1 protein-coding gene is annotated in these 238 nt (G+C 47.5%); it reads right to left on the bottom strand.

The window, feature by feature from the left end; all coding sequences use genetic code 11:
• A partial coding sequence (locus AC3II9_RS22475) for a M3 family metallopeptidase (RefSeq protein WP_489158991.1) occupies window positions 1-238 on the bottom strand: 238 nt, incomplete at both ends.

The raw sequence follows: 238 nt of genomic DNA, 5'->3' as shown, positions 1-238 counted from the left end.
CAGCAAACAAGTGGGAGAAATTATGCGGGAAGCGATGCCATGACGGTGGAATGATAACGGCCACTTCTTTGCGTACTTCATTAAGCAGGGACAGGACATCTTCAATAGAGGTCTGGCTGGTACGCAGGTGCAAAAGCATGTCAAACAGGGCAAATTCAATCTGGCGTACGGTTTGCATGCCACTTTGATAATTTTTTGCGGCCAGCATTTTCTGGTAAAGCGATTCAGGCATGGGTTC

Source organism: Lysinibacillus sp. RU7 (assembly GCF_057837305.1).
The sequence above is the reverse complement of the archived record's forward strand: the minus strand, read 5'-3'. Positions and strand labels throughout refer to the sequence as shown.